This is a genomic window from Loktanella sp. PT4BL, from assembly GCF_003201935.1.
GTDB lineage: Bacteria > Pseudomonadota > Alphaproteobacteria > Rhodobacterales > Rhodobacteraceae > Yoonia.
On record NZ_QJJL01000004.1, the window covers coordinates 157192 to 175273 of the forward strand.

Consider the following 18082-nt stretch of genomic DNA (forward strand, 5'->3'; position numbering starts at 1 on the left):
ATTGTCAATTCGCTAGTGTCAGGAACCTCGGGTTTTGATGGAAACGCGTTGGCTGCCCGCGCCGAACGGATGCAACCGCCATCTAGACCCCAAAAAAGCGCCTCTTGCGGCGCTAGACGGTTCCCTTGATCTTCCAGAGCTCGCGCAGCTGCGTAACCACATTATCCGGGATCCGGAAATAACGGCCAATTTCTGCGTCTGTCAGACCCAGATCGGAAAGTGCCTCAAGGCATCTTTTGGGCGTTGGTCCGAGCGTGTGAACATATTTTTGCAGCTCACTGGTCAGCTCGGCGTGCGTAGCCAAAGTACCAGACGACAAAGCCTTCCTACCGTGTCCGAACATACGGACGAGATCACTCACAATATCTTTGTCACTCATGTTGGGCGCCAAACTCCGTGCATGAAAACAGAATGACTAAGACTGGTAACGGAAAAATATTTAAGCCGACTGATCTGGGTCAATTCCCGAAACTCAATTCTGCAAACCGGCATGGATGCGCTGATTGGCTGCTTTTGACTGAGGCCCTGAATTGATGAATCTCAATGTGTCGGTCTTGCCTGCATTGCAACGTGCGCCGCATGGAAAACATCATACAAAGATTCGCTGGAAGAGAAGACGCTGGCCGCAAGCTTGGCGAAATCCTTGTTCAGCTCGAACTAGATCATCCGCTTGTATATGCATTGCCGCGCGGGGGTGTCCCCGTCGCGGTCAAGGTCGCGAAAATGCTTGGCGCACCGCTTGATCTGCTTCTGGTACGCAAGATCGGGGCGCCCCGAAACCCGGAAGTCGCACTTGGCGCGATTGTCGAAGGCGCAAACAGCGAAGTTGTCATCAATGAAGATGTGCGGCGTATGTCTGGTGCGGATGATGCCTATCTGAACAAAGCAATAGCCGATCAAAGGGCCGAACTCGCCCGCCGCAAGGCAATTTATCTGGGCGATCGCCCACGTCTTGATCCGGCTGGCCGGACTGTCATTATTGTGGATGACGGATTGGCAACAGGCGCCACAATGAAGGCCGCGCTGATCGGCTTGAAACGCAGTGCCCCCGCGCGGATCGTCGTTGCATTGCCCGTCGCACCAAAAACGGCACTGGACGAAATCTCGGATCAGGCCGATGATGTCATTTGCCTGCATCCCGCCACTGCGTTCAGGGGTGTCGGTGGTTTCTACCGCGATTTCCATCAACTGTCAGATACCGAAACGGTGTCTCTAATTGATCAGATCACGGCACCGACCCAAAACACCGGCCAGAAGGGCCAGATGCACAAACGGCAGGTCGCGATACCGCCGCTGGAGCTGGTGGGTAATCTGACCGTACCTCCTGACCCGCGCGGAATTGTTGTGTTTGCCCACGGCAGCGGATCCAGCAGGCTGAGCCCGCGCAATACCTATGTTGCAGAACAGCTAAACAAACAAGGGTTTGCGACACTCCTTTTTGATTTGTTGACGCCCCGAGAGGGTCTGGACAGACGCAATGTCTTCGATATCCCGCTGCTGGCTGACCGTGTCATTGAGGCTTGCATATGGGTCGCCTCGGAACCCGATATTGCAGATTTGCCGCTTGGTTTTTTTGGGGCCAGTACCGGTGCGGCTGCGGCACTTGTTGCTGCCGCCGAATTGAACGGCAGAATTGCTGCCGTCGTTTCACGCGGCGGACGCCCCGATATGGCGATGGATCATTTGCCGATGGTGACCAGCCCGACACTGCTGATCGTGGGCAGTCTGGATCACGACGTTATCAGGTTGAACGAAGCAGCCCTTGCCGCGCTGACCTGCACGAAAGGTCTGGAAATCGTCACTGGTGCCGGACATCTTTTCGAAGAGCGTGGCACATTGGACAAGGCTATTGATCTGGCCGCGAACTGGTTCAAATCGCATCTTGTACCGACCCCCGTCCGACCTATCGCACCACCAGAGCGCCCTACCGCGCCTGCAATCCTGCGTGACGCAGCGGAGCCGCTACCCGAAATCACCGATCCCGACTTCGCAAAAGCCTTTGACCGCTTTGGGTCGAAGCGTGTCGTACTGCTGGGCGAGGCATCTCATGGCACGTCAGAGTTTTATCGCGCACGGGCCGCGATCACCCGCCGCCTTATCGAAGAGCACGGGTTTTCAATTGTCGCGGTTGAGGCCGATTGGCCCGATGCTGCAGCGGTAGATCGTGACATCCGGCTCAAGCCGCACCGGCCGATCCTCTCTGCGCCTTTCCAACGCTTTCCCACATGGATGTGGCGCAACGCCGAATTTGATGAATTCACGCGGTTTTTGCAGAACCACAACAGTACGAAAGAGGCCGAAGATCGTGTCGGGTTCTACGGCCTCGATTTGTATAACATGAATGCGTCGATCGCGGCTGTTCTTGCCTATCTTGACCGCGTTGACGAAACAGCGGCAGCAGTCGCCCGTTCGCGGTATGGATGTTTGCTGGCGTGGTCGAATGACCCTGTCGCTTACGGCCGCGCAGCATTGACGCCTGGCTTTAGTGTCTGCGAAAAACCGGTCCTGCAAATTCTGTCCGATCTGTTCAAAAAGCAACTGGCTTATTCCAGTAAGGATGGCGAACAATTCTTTGACGCTACGCAGAACGCGCGACTTGTTGCTTCGGCCGAGAAATACTACCGGATAATGTATTACGGATCGCACCTGTCTTGGAACCTGCGTGACCAGCATATGTTCCAGACACTCCGTCATATTCTGGCCCATGCCGGACCGGACAAAAAGGCGGTCGTCTGGGCGCATAATTCCCATATTGGCGATGCACGCCACACAGACATGGGCCGCACACGCGGAGAATTGAACATCGGCCAGCTTTGCCGTGAGGAATACGGAAATGCAGCCGCATTGATCGGGTTTGGGACGGCATCGGGTACAGTGGCTGCCGCGTCTGAATGGGACGCACCGATGGAAACCAAGGATATCCGCCCGCCCCGTCCCGACAGCTATGAGGCGCTTTGCCATGATGTCGGGCATGCGCGGTTCCTTTGGGATTTCCGATCCGACCGCTCTGGCCCTCTCAACGAACTTCTAAGCAAACCAAGATTAGAGCGGTATATCGGCGTAATCTATCGCCCTGAAACCGAACGTGCGAGCCACTACAGCCCTGCGATCCTGCCTGATCAATATGACGCTTTCGTCTGGTTTGACAAAACACAGGCGATCACTCCGCTGCCGACCCTGACAAATACGACCGAAGACGAAACCTATCCTTTCGGCCTGTGATGACGCGCAGCAACCGCCACTACAAATGAAAAGGAGTACTGCAATGCTACAAACAACTTTTTCTCCAATGCGCACAATGGACCCGTTTGCGGACATGCGCAGGATGCAAAGTGCGATGAACCGCCTGTTCGACGGCACACGCACTGCAGGTCAGCCCGCGACATACCCGGCAGTCAACTTCTGGGCTGGTGAAAACAGCGTTTTGATGACGAGTGAACTGCCAGGTCTGACAGAAGACAACATCGAACTGACCGTTCAGGACACGACGCTGTCAATCCGCGCCAACTTCCCCGAACCCGAAACAGGTGATGATCTCGTCTGGCACCGCCGTGAACGGGTAGAGGGAGCGTTCTTGCGCACAATCGAACTACCGTTCCGTGTCGACCCCGAGCGCGTGGATGCCCGCTTTGAAAACGGCGTGCTTACGGTCGAAATGCAGCGTCCTGACGCCGACAAGCCAAAACACATCAAAATCAAAGCATCCTGAAGTCACACTTGAAAGGAGAACATCATGGCACAGGAACTGGCCACACAAGAAACAAGCGATATTGCCACCACGAATGGCGATGCAAATCGCCGCGCGATGGCGTTCACGCCCGCTGTCGATATCTTTGAACGTGACGACACCACGGTAATCGTGGCCGATATGCCGGGCGTGGCGCCCAATGACGTCGATGTGACGCTTGAAAGGCAGGTTCTGACATTGCGCGGCAAGGCCACGCCCTATGCACCCGAAGGCTATCGGGCACTGTCGTCCGAATACCGCGTCGGCGACTACATCCGCGTCTTCACGCTGTCGGACGAAATTGATCAGGACAAGATCAATGCAGCATTCAAGAACGGGGTTCTCCGGCTTGAACTGCCACGCTCAGCAGAAACCAAACCCAAGAAAATAACAGTAAAGGCAGCTTAATCCGCCTTTGCGACAGATCAAACCAATTCACGGAGGACCAAAAAATGCAAATCAGCGATCTAATCCCATGGGGTCGGCACAAGGACAAGACCCCTTCAGGCGAAGGCAATGACAGTACCAATCCCCTGGTTTCACTGCAACGGGACATCAACCATGTGTTCGAGGATTTCTGGCACAAGGTTGAAAATGGCTGGACCGGACGCCGCGATACAATGGGTATGTTCGGCCCCAGCACCGACATCACCGAGACAGACAAAAATGTGGACGTGTCAGTCGAACTGCCCGGTATGACACAGGATGACATCGACATCTCCCTGTCGCATGACGCCTTAACCATACGCGGCGAGAAGAAGGTCGAGCACGAAGAAGAACGCAAGGGTGTCTATATGTCCGAACGCTCTTACGGGTCCTTCTATCGCACTGTCCCGTTGCCAGCGGGCGTTGACGCCGACAAAGCCGACGCAACCTTCAAGAACGGCGTTCTGACAATCAGCTTGCCCAAAACGCCCGAAGCGCAGGCCAAAATCAAACACATACCTGTCAAGGCAGCATGACACTGCAGGGGCCGGGTATCCCTGGCCCCCGCATACGGATTGAAACGGAGACAAGAGATGCGCGCTGTACTTCCTCGCTTCCGTCACGCCTTTGTTGCGATCTGGATTGCGACGCTGACCGTCACGTCACCAGCCATTGCACAAACAGCTGACAGACCGTTGTTTCTCAATGACGACGGGTTGCCTACATTGGCGCCCTTGTTGGCCGAAGTGACCCCCGCTGTCGTAAATGTATCCGTTGAAAGCCTCCAGACACTCGACATGAACCCGCTCTTCAATGATCCGTTTTTCCGACGGTTTTTCGACATGCAACCGATGCCCCAGCAGCCCCGGCAACGCCGCCAGATGAGCGCGGGATCGGGTGTTATCATTGATGCGGATGAGGGATACGTCTTGACCAATTCCCATGTCGTCGAAAACGGTGAGCGGATTCTCGTGACGCTGAAAGACCAGCGCCAGTTTGAGGCGGAAATGATCGGCAATGACCCAGGAACGGATATTGCCCTGCTCAAGATTGAGGCCAGCGGATTAACGGCCCTTGATCTGGGCGATAGCGACAGATTGGAAGTAGGCGACTATGTTCTGGCGATCGGAAATCCGTTCGGCCTGGGCCAAACGGTGACATCCGGCATCATCAGCGCATTGGGTCGCAGCGGGCTGAACATCGAAGGTTACGAGGATTTCATTCAAACCGATGCCTCGATCAATCCCGGCAATTCGGGCGGCGCATTGGTAACACTGAACGGTCAATTGGTTGGCATCAATACAGCGATTATCGCGCCATCCGGCGGCAATGTCGGTATTGGTTTCGCCGTGCCCGTGAATATGGCAGAAGCGGTTGTTGACCAGCTTATCAAATTTGGTGAGGTCCAGCGCGGCCAACTTGGTGTCAGGGTGCAGGATTTCACCCCTGACCTCGCCGAAGCTTTAGGCATGGACACAGGTGTCGGTGCCGTAATCACGCAGGTTGAACCCGGAAGTGCGGCAGAAGAGGCGCAAATGCAGGCCGGTGATCTGATCGTTGCGGTTGATGGTCGCCCTGTGGTTGGTGCAGCCGATCTGCGGAGTCAGATCGGGCTGAGACGGATCGGTGCTCAGATCGAAATCGGTATTCTGCGCGACGGTGAACAAATTGAAATTACAGTAACATTGCGCGAGGGCGGCCAAACGCACACACGCCAGACCGACCGCGGATTTGATCAGCTTTCAGGTGCCTATCTGCGCGATCTTGCGCCGGATGATCCGCTTTTTGGTGATGTATCCGGCGTCATCGTCGCCCAAGTGGATGCCGACAGCCGCGCGGCACGCTCGGGACTGCAGGCGGGTGATGTCATCTTGGCTGTGAACCGCGTTGCCGTGGGATCAGTCGCCGAACTGCGCGAAGAATCGGCGGCCGTCAAAGGGGCTCTGGCACTCACGATCCAACGCGGAACAGCCCGTGTTTTCCTGCTGATCCGGTGATCGCTAAACTTCAAGAAAGGACCCTGTCATGGACAAGGACGAAACCAAGCGCGAAGACCACCGCGATGACACCCACACGGCGGTCCCGGACCCGAAGATCGCATTGGAAGAGCTGACAGACAAATGGAAACGCGCGCTCGCTGACGCAGAAAACGCCCGCAAACGCGCGGATCGTGCACGTGTTGAAGGGCACGACTATGGCGTCGCGGTCGCGGTTGAAGCCCTTGCCCCGGCATATGACGCGGTCTGTCGCGCGATTGAGGCTGGTCATGCCGGCCCTGACGCGGAAACCCCCCAAATCGTCGCGCATTTGGAAGGCCTGAACAGCATCAGATCCGCGTTCGAAACCGGGCTGAAGGCGCTTGGGGTCAGGACCATCGCGCCGAAAAACACGCCGTTTGATCCAATGCTGCACGAAGCCATGCAAATCGAAGAAACAGACCGGACCAAAGCAGGCGAAGTTCTTGTTCTGCATCGTCCCGGGCTGGCGATTGGAAAACGACTGATCCGACCCGCCCATGTGACCGTCAGCGCAAGCCCAAGTAGAACCGTGAAAGATGAGAGCTCTTGATGGGTCGGCAGCGTCACCTGCGGGGCTAGTAATCACCGGATGTCTGAAAGGCTGCAAGGACCTCGGTATATGCCGGATCCTTGTGGGCCATAAACAGTGTCGCCGCCAGCATTCCTTGCTTGGAGCCACAATCAAACCGACGCCCCGAGAAGCGAAAGCCGGCAATTCCGGCCTTTCTGCCACTTTGTGCAATCGCATCGGTCAACTGGATCTCACCGCCAACACCCGGGGCCTGGTGGGCAAGCGCGTCGAAGATGATGGGGTCAAGGATATAGCGCCCAACAACCGCCATCTGCGATGGGGCCTTGTCAGGTGCTGGCTTTTCGACAATCCCGTCGGATAGGACAAAGTGCCCCTCTTGCGAGGTGACAGACAGAATGCCGTATTGCCCTGTCAGCGCTTTCGGCACTTCCATGACTGCAATCAGATGTCCCGCCTTGTCGCGATCATAGGCATTGACCATCTCGCGCAGGCATCCCGGCTCGCCAAGGATCAGGTCATCAGGCAAGATGACTGCCACAGGGCCGTCCAGCAGATGTGGTCGCGCGCATGCGACCGCATCACCCAAACCACGTGGTTCAGGTTGATTCACGAATATGATCTCGCACGTGCGGGTGTCCAGCGCCGCGGCTTGCAGTTGATATGCCAGTTCAGGTTTGCCGTGATGGGTCAAAGTCATCCGCAACTGGGTGTCATCCAAAACGTAATGCTTAATGGCTGCCTTTGATGGATGGCTGACAAATATCATTCTATCCACTTCGGCTTCGCGTGCCTCGTCTATCGCATATTGGATCAACGGTGTGTCGATGACGGGAAGCAGTTCCTTTGGCGTTCCTTTGGTTGCCGGCATAAATCTTGTACCCAGGCCGGCCACAGGAAAGATCACTGTTCGTACCTTTGATTGTGTCATTGCCGAACCTCCCTGCAACTTGAATGATTTGGCTGCGATGCCGGTCAGACACGAAACGCCTTACAGCCGACCTTCCGGCGGCCGTCAGGCTTCTTAGTGACCCGAAAAACCAAAGCCGGATTGACTTATCTCAATGGTTGCTCCGGTTTTGACAATGCTCAATTTGTGTTCTGGCGCAGGTGCTAAGTTCTGTGAATGTTCGCAGACAAAAAAGGAATAATCATGTGCTGCAGTTTGAGCCGGCCATTGTGGCCAGCCATCACGAGATGCCGATAGGATGTGGGATCGCGCATTCGACCTGATGCTGCGCCGCCTGTTGCAAAAAGGCAGCCTGCAGGTGACCTTGCCGAACGGTCAACGTCTTCACTACGGTGACGGATCCGGTGTCCTCCTACATGTCGAATTGCACAATGTGGCGACCGTCAGACATCTCGTGCTGAATCCTGAACTGGCATTGGGCGAGGCCTATATGAACGGCACGCTGACAATCACGGAAGGCGATTTGCACAGCTTTCTGGGTTTGATCGTGAAAAACTATCGGAACGCGCCCGGTGTCTGGTGGCAAAGACTGTTGCCGAGACTGCGGATCGCGCTGCGCCGGTTCACACAAAATAACGTCGCTCTGCGAGCACGGCGCAACGTGGCGCATCACTATGATCTGTCAGATACGCTCTATGATCTCTTTCTTGATCCTGACCGGCAGTATTCTTGCGGATATTTCCGTGATCCAAACGACACACTGGAACAGGCCCAGACCAACAAGAAATATCACATCGCGCGCAAGCTGATGATCGAACCCGGGATGGGGGTGCTGGATATCGGTTGCGGTTGGGGCGGCATGGCGCGCACGCTGGCGCAGGATTTTGGCGCCCAGGTCCTTGGCATTACACTATCCCAACAGCAATACGCCTACGCCTCGGAGACCGCAGATCGCGAAGGGCTGGCCGACCGCGTAGACTTTCAACTGTGCGATTATCGCGACGTGACGGGGACATTCGACCGGATTGTGTCGGTGGGCATGTTCGAACACGTTGGATTGCCGCACTATCACGCTTACTTCCAAAGCATTCACGATAGGCTGTCCCCCGATGGGATCGCCTTGGTGCACACAATCGGCTGGACGGGTCCACCGGATGCCACCAATCCGTGGATTGCCAAGTATATCTTTCCCGGAGGCTATATTCCGACCATGTCAGAGGTCATGCAATCCGTCGAAACCTCGCATCTGTGGACGGCTGATGTCGAGGTCTGGCGCCTACATTACGCCGAGACGTTGCGGCACTGGTCCGAAAGGTTCGCGGCTAACGAAGATAAGGTTCGCGCGCTCTATGATGACCGTTTTGTACGCATGTGGCGCTTCTATCTGGCGGCCTGCGAACAGACCTTTCGGCATGGACGGCAGGCAGTGTTCCAGTTTCAACTGACGCGCCGCATTGATGCCGTGCCTCTGACGCGCGACTATCTTTATCAGCCACAGACCGCGAAATAATCGCACAGATTGCCCACGTCCTTTATCTACGGGTCATTGCGTTTTGTTTGATGGCGTTGTCACTTAGTCGACTGACGACGGTATGCCGATGCGGGCAAGTGCTCGCTGATCTGCGCCATCAAATCAGACAGCGTTTGCGCTGCGTCCAGCCGATGCCAGCCGATATCCCCGATCGGCAGGTCGTTTTGCTGCACCGCGACCTGCGCGTCCGCGTCCGAGACATCTTGCACCCGGCCACCCACGCGGGCCACGCGCAGCGCAGTACACGCATCCAGCCAAATGCCCGCGAACCGGCACCCCGAATCCTTGGCGATCTCTTCCGACAACCGGCGTTCGTCAGCCGTAGCATGCACCGCATCAAGGATAACCGCCTCTCCTGCTGCCAAAGCCAGCTTCGCCTTGGATCGCATGACCCGGTAAATCGTGTCGCTGACTTCGGGCTGATAGGCCTCCGCCGGTAGTCTCTCAAAAGGAGATACCTTGAAGTAGGCCTTGCGTTCCAGATCGCTGCGCAGATGTACCGCACCGGGGAATGCGCCGATCAGGGGTGCAATCTGTGTCGCGATGGTCGTTTTACCGCTACCCGACAGCCCGCCTATTCCTATCATTAGTGGGGCGACGGGCTTGAGGAAAGACAGTCCTTGCCGCAGTAATATTCTAGCCTCTGCAATCAATGCGTGGGGGGCTTCATGGACGGCAGAAGTTTGCACGTCAACCATCGCGCGAATGCCCGCACGAACCGCTAAATAAATAGGAAGGGCCGCCAGACCGGCATAGTGATCATCGGTTTCGCTATGGAACAGGTACGCATTCAGCACCTGATTGGCCGCCGCATCCAATTGATGATGCGACAAGTCCATTAACAAAAACGCCAGATCGTAGAGTACATCGCAAGTGCCAAACCGTTCATCAAATTCCAGCGCGTCAAATGGTGTCGGCACATCACGCCACATTACGATGTTACGCAGATGCAGATCACCGTGACAGCGTCGCACCCAACCCGCCTTTGAGCGGCCTTCCAACAGGCCCTCTACGCGGCGGAGTTCCCGTTCCGTCGCATCAAGATAATCGTGGACCAATGTCGCGCCTAGCTGGACAGTCATTCCGCCCATCTCGCGCCGGAGTTCTTCGATAATCTCGCGGACCAGGACTCGGCTATTCTCTGTCCGCGTTGCCGCATTACGATGGTAAGTCGCGATTGACTGTCCAAGGTTTTCGGCCAACTGCCGATCAATCAATCCACGCGCTGCCAGGACGGAAAGCTCTGCTTCGGCTGGAAACCGGGTCATGCGCAGCACCCATTCAACAACACGACCATCTCCACCAAGCACCATCGCCCCATCCGGAGCACGCGTGAGGGGAACGACATCATGATAAAGACCGGGCGCGGCATGGCTATTGAGATCCACTTCGCGCTGAAGCATCTCATGACGTTGCCCAAGTGTAGAATAATCGAGGTAATCGTATTTGACCGCCCGCTTGATCTTCAAGGCTTCGGTTTCATGCAAAAAGACAAGTGCCGCATGTGTCTGAACGACTTTATCGACAACAGACGCACCACTTGACGCATGCGTCTTGAGAAAAGCGATCGCCTTATCCTGATTTGCCGGCATGGTTGTCATAGCAATCTAGCCTCGCTTATCTGCCTCAGCATCTGTTTCTGACTGCATCTTCAGAACCCCAATGCAGGCTCCTGCGGCGCAGGCTTTTCGGGCTCCGGGATGTCGGTCATCGTGGCCTCGGTCAAAAGCAATGTACCTGCAACGGACACTGCATTTTCAAGCGCTACGCGGATAACTTTGGTGGGATCAATGATACCTGCTTTCAAAAGATCAACATAGTCATTCGTCGCGGCATCAAAGCCGATCGCCCCCTTGCTTTCCAGCATACGCGCCACCACGACCCCGCCATCAACCGCTGAGTTCTCAGCGATCTGACGCGTTGGTGCACTCAGCGCACGGCGCAAGATCTCCAACCCGGTCTTTTCATCGCCCTGTGCATCGGCCTCTGCTGCCTCAAGAGACTTTGTACATCGCAACAACGCCAGGCCGCCACCGGGCACGACACCCTCTTCCACGGCGGCTTTGGTTGCATTGATTGCGTCGTCCAGTGCTTCTTTCTGGCTTGCGATTTCGGCCTCTGATGGCGCGCCCACACGAATGACGGCAACCCCGCCCAACAGTTTCGCCAAACGTTCCTGAAGTTTCTCTTTGTCATAATCGCTGGTCGTATTCTCGATCTGCGCCTTAATCTGGTGAACACGCGCCTTGATCGCGGGTTTAGCGCCTGCACCGCCAATTATCGTTGTCGTTTCACGATCCGATTTAACCCGTTCGGCGTGCCCTAGATGTTCAAGTGTGACACTTTCAAGTGTCATACCCACGGTCTCGGAGATAACCTGCGCGCTTGTCAGAACCGCGATATCTTCCAGGTTCGCCTTACGGCGATCACCAAACCCTGGGGCCTTCACGGCAAGGCACCGCAGAGTGCCGCGCAACTGGTTCACAACAAGAGTTGCCAGCGCATCTGCATCAATGTCTTCTGCAACAATAAACAAAGGCTTGCCGGTCTTAAGCACTTGTTCAAGAAGCGGCAGAAATTCTTTCATGCTGCTGATCTTGCGGTCACATAGAAAGACATAAGGGTCTTCCAGCGCCGCCTCCATCCTTTCGGGATCGGTCACGAAATAGGGCGATATAAACCCACGGTCGAATTGCATACCTTCGACGGTTTCAAGACTGGTTTCGGTCGTCTTCGAGTCCTCAACAGTGATTACGCCCTCATCCCCCACCCTCGCAACAGCATCTGCAACCATCCTACCGATCTCAGGGTCATTATGTGCCGAAATTGTCGCGACCTGTTCCTTTTCCTTGCTGGTGCGCACCGGTGCAGACATTGACTGCAGGTGGTCGCGTGCAATCTGCAAGCCGCGATCAAGACCGCGTTTGATATCAATGCCGCTGGCCCCTGCCACGACATTGCGTACCCCGTCCGAAAAGATAGCATGGGCGAGGATCGTCGAGGTACTGGTGCCATCTCCTACTGCTTCGCCCGTTTTTTCCGCCGCCTGACGCAGCATCTGCGCGCCAAGATCCTCTTCCGGGTCTGCGAGACTGATCTCTTTGGCGATAGTGACACCATCGTTGCAGACAATGGGCAGACCAAATTTCTTCTGGATTAATACAGATTTCGATTTTGGCCCAAGCGTAACCCGCACAGCATTGGCCAGTGCCGTGGTTCCGCGCAACAGCTTTTCACGCGCGGCTGAATGAAAAAGTATGTTCTTATGTGCCATAACCAACCTACCCTAATTCTCTCTAAATAGGATAGCCCCCCAGGCCATTGCCCGATTGACGTTGATCAATCCGGAACCGTATTCAGAACAGAAACGACATCAAAGAGTGTCACGCATAACGGCTGTAATATCCGCAGCGTGACGTCCACTTTAACGCACTCAACAGTCTTCACGCCTTGCCGAAGCGTCACTTTTTCTGGCCATGCCATGTCTTGCGCGCTCCAAAAAGGCGACAGGAGCGTCAATGCGTGGTGTCGCACAATTCGCGCACTCCGTTCTCTCCCAAGCTTGACCGCATGACAGACATGATGGTCTTGCGGCTCAGATCAAAGCCTCGTTTTGCCTGCTGTTGTCCGGATGTTGTCCGCAATAGGCCAACCCCACCAAGTCTGTGCTGAAACCTTTTTCCTGATCGCCGGGCTCAAGCCGATGAGCAGGATGATGATCGAAAACAAGCACCAAATAGCTGGCATCTCGTTGGGGTTTGTTGTCAGTGCGTTTGCCAATATCGGCCCCGCCAGAAGATGCGCGATCACAAAACGCCAAGCCCCGTACATTAGGGGCAAAACGAACACCGACAACATGTAGGTTGGAAATCCGGTATGGACGCCGAATAGGCGTTCTATCGGTACTAGCAATCCATTGTAGGGAACATTCCACGCAATGTGCCAGTTGCCTGCAACTGTACACCATTCTTCTGCACACAGCGCGCTACCGGGCAGGCATTGTCCCAGCGATTGCAATGGCAGGATTTGAATCAGCATCACGGCTGTCGAAACCGCACAAGCACCATAGACCCATTGACGGATCCTGCGCTTCAGTGGTGAAGGGACAAGTTCAATCGCGAAGGCATTGATGAAGAACGGCTGCACAGCGATATGGAGGTAGGATGCCAAGGTCACTGTCCTGTTGGCCGAAGTGCCGCATTGGTCCAGAACCAGATACCCCCAGAACTGCAGCGCCTCCATTATGGTAAAGAAACCAAGCGTGATCCAGATCGCTGGCACATCACCACGTCGATAGGTAACCACCGAAGCCGTAACCCCCAATACGACCATGGCTGCTGAGGCTTCGACGTTCCAACACATAGCAATTCTCCAACGTGCACCCGCATAACAGTCGCGCTGCATGTCTGATTGATCATTATCAATCGGGATTTGTGTCTTGGTCACCTTGTTGGAAGCATGTCGTAGAATGACGCGACAACACGCATAACCGATTTTTAAAAGTCTTTTGGTGTTGAGGGACACTCAGGAACAAACACTCTTTTTGGGAGTTTGCACAAATAGAACGCCCATTCCGTTCATCACTTCATCGCATTTTCTGCACTTGTTTGCTTGGTCCGACTGCAGTGAACGAAAGGCATTGATCGTTGCCATGAGAGGCGTTGGTTGCGCCCTGCTGACGGAGCACGCAATTGATTTTCATCAATGGACTTACACCGGTTTTTCTTAATAACATAGAAACGGGCGCTATCATTGGTTCTTCGATATTGCGCTTACTCTGACGCCATCAGCCAAGTCTTGTCGCAAGACCGGACCAAAAGGCTTTGGGCAGAAATCCGGGTTAAGATGGCACGAAAAACGACAAAACTAATAGCATCACGCACGAACGCATCTTTGGGCTCAGATACGACGCAACCCAAGTCTGAAACATCTGTTCCTGTTGTCGGCCTCGGTGCATCGGCAGGTGGTCTGCAAGCCTATAGCACGTTTCTTGATGAAGTCCCGCCCGACACTGGTGCGGCCTTTGTCTTGGTCCATCACGTTGACCCCGACCATAAAAGCATGATGGCCGATCTATTGGCGCAGCATACGATCATGCCTGTTGTACTGGCGGAAGACAAAACGCCCGTTCAGCCCGATCATGTTTATATTATTCCTCCACGCAAATACATGACGATCAAAAACGGTCTGCTACAACTGTCAGAGCCAACTGACCGTCGCGGCACACGCCTGCCGATTGACAAGTTCTTTCGGTCTTTGGCTGGCGATCTTGGTCAAAACGCAGTGGCGGTTATCCTGTCGGGAACCGGCAGCGACGGGGCGGCCGCCATTCGCGAGATCAAGGAACAAAGTGGCATCGTCCTGGTACAGGAACCGACCGAGGCCGCCCATGACGGGATGCCGCGCAGTGCAATTGCAACCGGAGCGGTAGACCATGTCGTGCCAATCGCAAAAATGCCCGAGATTATCATCAGATACCTTCGCCATCCATTCATTCAGAGCGGCCATCCCAAGAAAGTATTGGGCGAAAATGCCAAGGGCTCGCTCGAACAGATTATTGCCGTTCTCAAGTCGCATTCGCCGATCAATTTCAATCTCTACAAGGATGGGACGTTGTTGCGCCGGATTGAGCGGCGCATGGCATTGCGACATATGGAGGATTCGAGCGATTACCTCGCGCTTTTGAAAGACTCCAACGAAGAGGCACAGAACCTCTGTGCCGATCTGCTGATCAGCGTGACATCCTTTTTCCGAGATAAGGATGCCTATGACCACCTGGAACAGACGATGCTTGAAGGCATGGTTAGAACACATGATGCGAACCGTCCGATACGTATCTGGGTGCCGGGCTGTGCCACGGGCGAGGAAGCCTACTCGATGGCGATGTTGATGATCGAAAAAATCTCGACACTGCGAAAAGATGTGAAACTACAGATATTTGCATCCGATGTCGATGAACGCGCGCTACAGATTGCCCGCGCTGGCGTGTATCCAGATTCCATTGCAGAGAGCGTCTCAACTTCCAGATTGAAGCGTTTTTTCATCAAGGAAGACCATAGCTATCGCGTGACACCGGAACTGCGTGACACAGTGGTTTTTGCCAATCAGAATGTCTTGGCTGATGCGCCGTTTTCCAAGTTGGATCTGATTTCGTGCCGAAATCTGATGATCTATCTATCCGCGGAAGCGCAGGAACGGGTTATTCGCATGTTCCACTTCGCGCTCAATGAAGGTGGTACATTGTTTCTGGGTATGTCCGAGACGACAGGAAATCATGAGGCGCTGTTTCAGCCAGTTTCAAAGAAGTACCGTATTTATAAACGCGTCGGCAATGCGATTGGTCGAGCGTTCGATTTCCCGATCGCGCACCGCCCGTTTTCAAACAGCAGTATCACCCCGACGCCCAGCCAATTGCGAGCGCCCGCCAACAAATTGGCCGAGCTGAGCCAGACGGTTCTGATTGAAAAATATGCCCCTGCGGCCGTCCTTATAAATGCCCAAGCAGAAGCTCTCTATTTCGAAGGCCCGACGGATCACTACCTTCGTGTGCCTTCCGGCGAAACGAGCCGTGATCTTTTGGCCATGGCACGCCAGGGGCTTCGTGCGCGGCTCAGCAGCGTTATTCGCGCAGCACGACAAGGTGAAGCAGAGGCAAAAGAAACAGGCGTTATTTCGCGAGGTGGCGAAAAGGTTGGTGTGACCATTCAGGCCCACCCCGTCACGCTGGACCAAACCAAATTGTTTCTGGTTACATTCAAGGACGAACCTGCAGCACCCGCCAACTTGGTGGTGAACGCCCCTGACGATGACGCATTTCGACAGCTTGAGCGGGAACTGGAAACGACGCGCGCCGATTTGCGTAATACAATCAGCGACTACGAGCGTTCGACCGAGGAGCTGAAGGCCGTCAACGAAGAAGCCATGTCGATGAACGAGGAGTTCCAATCGACAAACGAAGAACTTGAGACCTCGAAAGAAGAGCTGCAGTCACTGAACGAAGAGCTGACAACTCTCAACACCCAGCTTCAGCAAAAGATCGATGATGAGCGCCGGTTATCGGACGACCTTAACAACCTGTTGTCCAGTTCAGGTATCGCGACCTTGTTTCTGGACACCGAATTCAAAATCATGCGCTTCACGCCGGCCACGCGGGAGCTGTTCAACCTGATCAACAAAGATGTTGGGCGACCGTTCAGCGACATCACCGGCAAAGTCAAAGACCCCGACCTGCTGAAAGATGCGGAAGCCGTGCTTGAAACGCTTGTCTCGATGGAATGCGAAGTCGAAAGCGATAGTGGACGGTGGTTCATCCGCCGCATTCTGCCTTACAGAACCCAAAGCGGCAAGATAGACGGCATCGTGATTACCTATGCGGAAATCTCCGACCTCAAGGCGTTGCAGGAAAAAACCAGTGAAGCCCGCAAGTTTGCCGAGAACATCGTCAATACAGTGCGCGAGCCCTTAATCGTGCTCGACGGCAATTTTGAGATTATTTCAGCGAGCAATTCATTTCACAGTGTTTTCGAGACCCCGAAGTCAGAGCTGGCCGGAAAGAACCTCTTTTCAATTCAGAACGCGCAATGGGACGTTCCCGAACTTCGCGCATTATTGGAGGCCTTGCTGCTAAACGAAACAACGGTGGAAGCTTTTGAACTGACGTTGCAGTCAGGCCGCCGAGGTCAACGCGACATGGTGCTGAACGCGCGCAGGCTTGAAGACCACTGGAAAGAACAGCAGCTTGTCCTTTTAGCCTTGGAGGATGTCACCGAGCAGAAGAAAACAATGCGGGCAGTCGCAGACCGCGAGGCACGTCTGAGCGCCATCTTGGACGCCGTTCCCGAGGCAATCATCACCATTGATGAGCATGGGATCATCGGGACCTTTAGCCCGGGTGCCGAACAAATCTTAGGATACGCTGCTAACGAAGTGATCGGCGAAAACGTGAATATACTGATGCCCGAACCAGACCGCAGCAGACATGATGGCTATCTGGAGCATTATATTAAAACCGGCGAAAAGAAGATCATCGGTGTTGGCCGCGAAATGGATGCAGCGCGCAAGGACAAGAGCCGCGTACCAGTACGCTTGACAGTGTCGGAACTCGAACTCCAAGGAGCGCGCCATTTTCTGGGTATCATGCTCGATATGACGATGGACAAGAAGCGACAGGTCGAATTGCAGCGCACCCAGAAAATGGAGGCTATCGGACACCTGACCGGTGGCCTGGCACATGACTTCAACAACCTACTGACTGTTATAATTGGAAATCTTGAACTGCTGGAGGGGCGCACCGACGACATCAGGTTGCGGGAACTCATCAGTGAAGCTCTGGAAGCTTCAAATCTTGGAGCTGCACTCACCGACAAACTGCTGTCTTTTTCGAGAAGCCAGTCCCTTGCACCGGAAAGTGTCGACTTGAATAGCCTCGTCAAAATGATGCTTCCGATCCTCAGACGTACGATTGGTGAACAGATCGAGGTTGAGGCCAGACTCGCAGAGGACCTTAATGCGACGTTGGCAGATCCTGGTCAGATCGAGAGTGTCCTTCTCAATTTGGCAATCAACGCACGCGACGCGATGCCCGACGGAGGCACACTGACGATTGCAACACGCAACCTAACGCTTGATGCCGATTATGCTGCCACGCAGGTCGATGTAAGGCCGGGCGACTATGTCTGCATGTCCGTGTCAGACACTGGCGTCGGCATTGGTCCAGAGATTAAGTCGCACTTGTTTGACCCGTTCTTTACAACAAAAGGACCCAGAGCAGGATCGGGTCTTGGGCTAAGTATGGTTTACGGTTTCGCCAAACAGTCAGGCGGACATGTCGCCATCGAGAGCGAGATCGGTGTTTGTCAAACAAGTTGTCCGCCGATTTCATGCGGCGTCTCTGATTTCAGGGGCGCTGGTTTCGTTTTCTGGGTTCAACCAGACGGGTCCT

The 18082-nt window shown here is 54.8% G+C and carries 13 protein-coding genes; 8 read left to right on the forward strand and 5 right to left on the reverse strand.

Features of this window, described 5'->3' with window-relative positions; translation table 11 throughout:
• Positions 1-112: 112 nt before the first annotated feature.
• Positions 113-379 carry a hypothetical protein gene (locus C7964_RS14660; RefSeq protein ID WP_110280412.1) on the reverse strand — a complete coding sequence of 89 codons (267 nt, stop codon included), beginning with the start codon at positions 377-379 and terminating at the stop codon, positions 113-115.
• A 200-nt stretch (positions 380-579) separates the two neighbouring features.
• Between C7964_RS14660 and C7964_RS14665 the strand changes: the two genes are divergently transcribed.
• The 6 genes from C7964_RS14665 to C7964_RS14690 are packed head-to-tail and all read left to right on the forward strand — an operon-like array spanning position 580 to position 6721.
• Positions 580-3222, forward strand: a complete 2643-nt coding sequence (locus tag C7964_RS14665; RefSeq protein WP_110280413.1) for an erythromycin esterase family protein — start codon at positions 580-582, stop codon at positions 3220-3222.
• Positions 3223-3265: 43 nt separating this feature from the next.
• Positions 3266-3709, forward strand: coding sequence for an Hsp20/alpha crystallin family protein (locus tag C7964_RS14670; protein ID WP_110280414.1), 444 nt, complete (start codon positions 3266-3268; stop codon positions 3707-3709).
• A 24-nt stretch (positions 3710-3733) separates the two neighbouring features.
• Positions 3734-4135 carry an Hsp20/alpha crystallin family protein gene (locus tag C7964_RS14675; protein ID WP_110280415.1) on the forward strand — a complete coding sequence of 134 codons (402 nt, stop codon included), beginning with the start codon at positions 3734-3736 and terminating at the stop codon, positions 4133-4135.
• A gap of 44 nt (positions 4136-4179) precedes the next feature.
• On the forward strand, positions 4180-4689 hold the full coding sequence (locus tag C7964_RS14680) for an Hsp20/alpha crystallin family protein (RefSeq protein WP_110280416.1): 510 nt from the start codon (positions 4180-4182) through the stop codon (positions 4687-4689).
• Between the two features lie 57 nt (positions 4690-4746).
• Positions 4747-6150, forward strand: coding sequence for a DegQ family serine endoprotease (locus tag C7964_RS14685; RefSeq protein WP_110280417.1), 1404 nt, complete (start codon positions 4747-4749; stop codon positions 6148-6150).
• A gap of 28 nt (positions 6151-6178) precedes the next feature.
• Positions 6179-6721, forward strand: a complete 543-nt coding sequence (locus C7964_RS14690) for a nucleotide exchange factor GrpE (RefSeq protein ID WP_110280418.1) — start codon at positions 6179-6181, stop codon at positions 6719-6721.
• A gap of 25 nt (positions 6722-6746) precedes the next feature.
• Here the strand turns inward: C7964_RS14690 and C7964_RS14695 are convergent, their stop codons facing one another.
• On the reverse strand, positions 6747-7631 hold the full coding sequence (locus C7964_RS14695; protein ID WP_110280419.1) for a UTP--glucose-1-phosphate uridylyltransferase: 885 nt from the start codon (positions 7629-7631) through the stop codon (positions 6747-6749).
• 277 nt (positions 7632-7908) lie between these two features.
• Between C7964_RS14695 and C7964_RS14700 the strand changes: the two genes are divergently transcribed.
• The gene (locus C7964_RS14700; RefSeq protein WP_110280420.1) at positions 7909-9120 is read left to right on the forward strand and encodes an SAM-dependent methyltransferase; all 1212 of its coding nucleotides are present in this window, start codon (positions 7909-7911) and stop codon (positions 9118-9120) included.
• A gap of 59 nt (positions 9121-9179) precedes the next feature.
• On the opposite strand, the gene C7964_RS14705 is transcribed toward C7964_RS14700, so the two are convergent.
• The 3 genes from C7964_RS14705 to C7964_RS14715 form a co-directional block, all read right to left on the reverse strand.
• Positions 9180-10742 (reverse strand): bifunctional aminoglycoside phosphotransferase/ATP-binding protein, encoded by a 1563-nt coding sequence (locus C7964_RS14705; RefSeq protein WP_110280421.1) that lies wholly within the window; start codon positions 10740-10742, stop codon positions 9180-9182.
• A 50-nt stretch (positions 10743-10792) separates the two neighbouring features.
• Positions 10793-12415, reverse strand: a complete 1623-nt coding sequence (gene groL / locus C7964_RS14710; protein ID WP_110280422.1) for a chaperonin GroEL — start codon at positions 12413-12415, stop codon at positions 10793-10795.
• Between the two features lie 326 nt (positions 12416-12741).
• Positions 12742-13665: a DUF5765 domain-containing protein gene (locus C7964_RS14715; protein WP_286163974.1), complete on the reverse strand. Its 924-nt coding sequence runs from the start codon at positions 13663-13665 to the stop codon at positions 12742-12744.
• Between the two features lie 321 nt (positions 13666-13986).
• On the opposite strand from C7964_RS14715, the gene C7964_RS14720 reads away from it, so the two are divergent.
• A partial coding sequence (locus tag C7964_RS14720; protein WP_146214873.1) for a chemotaxis protein CheB occupies positions 13987-18082 on the forward strand: 4096 nt, incomplete at its 3' end.

Bases quoted from the DNA above. Each gene is read 5' to 3' on its own strand.
- C7964_RS14660 (WP_110280412.1), bottom strand. From the start codon at position 379: ATGAGTGACAAAGATATTGTGAGTGATCTCGTCCGTATGTTCGGACAC.
- C7964_RS14665 (WP_110280413.1), top strand. From the start codon at position 580: ATGGAAAACATCATACAAAGATTCGCTGGAAGAGAAGACGCTGGCCGC.
- C7964_RS14670 (WP_110280414.1), top strand. From the start codon at position 3,266: ATGCTACAAACAACTTTTTCTCCAATGCGCACAATGGACCCGTTTGCG.
- C7964_RS14675 (WP_110280415.1), top strand. From the start codon at position 3,734: ATGGCACAGGAACTGGCCACACAAGAAACAAGCGATATTGCCACCACG.
- C7964_RS14680 (WP_110280416.1), top strand. From the start codon at position 4,180: ATGCAAATCAGCGATCTAATCCCATGGGGTCGGCACAAGGACAAGACC.
- C7964_RS14685 (WP_110280417.1), top strand. From the start codon at position 4,747: ATGCGCGCTGTACTTCCTCGCTTCCGTCACGCCTTTGTTGCGATCTGG.
- C7964_RS14690 (WP_110280418.1), top strand. From the start codon at position 6,179: ATGGACAAGGACGAAACCAAGCGCGAAGACCACCGCGATGACACCCAC.
- C7964_RS14695 (WP_110280419.1), bottom strand. From the start codon at position 7,631: ATGACACAATCAAAGGTACGAACAGTGATCTTTCCTGTGGCCGGCCTG.
- C7964_RS14700 (WP_110280420.1), top strand. From the start codon at position 7,909: ATGTGGGATCGCGCATTCGACCTGATGCTGCGCCGCCTGTTGCAAAAA.
- C7964_RS14705 (WP_110280421.1), bottom strand. From the start codon at position 10,742: ATGACAACCATGCCGGCAAATCAGGATAAGGCGATCGCTTTTCTCAAG.
- groL (WP_110280422.1), bottom strand. From the start codon at position 12,415: ATGGCACATAAGAACATACTTTTTCATTCAGCCGCGCGTGAAAAGCTG.